Origin of the sequence: Duganella radicis (assembly GCF_009720825.1) — a bacterium.
Taxonomy (GTDB): domain Bacteria; phylum Pseudomonadota; class Gammaproteobacteria; order Burkholderiales; family Burkholderiaceae_D; genus Rugamonas; species Rugamonas radicis.
Genome location: NZ_WNKY01000153.1, coordinates 1 through 255, shown reverse-complemented (window position 1 = coordinate 255; position 255 = coordinate 1). Strand labels below are relative to the sequence as shown.

1 protein-coding gene is annotated in these 255 nt (G+C 60.0%); it reads left to right on the top strand.

The features are described 5' to 3' along the window. Window positions 1-255: transposase (locus tag GM676_RS31465; RefSeq protein ID WP_155468475.1), on the top strand; the 255-nt coding region annotated here is incomplete at both ends.

Genomic DNA, 255 nt, shown 5'->3' with positions numbered 1-255 from the left:
CAAGACACCCGGCGGCCGGCGGCGCAATCACTACGACAAACAACTGCGGCGAGTCACCGTGGCGCGCCCTGGCGCTGCGCCGCTCGTCTTTGCCACCAACGATTTGCAAAGCACGGCACTCGAAATTTCCCAGCGCTACAAGGAGCGCTGGGGGATCGAACTGTTTTTCAAATGGCTCAAGCAGCACCTGAAGATCAAGCGTTTCCTGGGGCGCAGCGAAAACGCCGTCCGTATCCAAGTACTGACCGCCCTCAT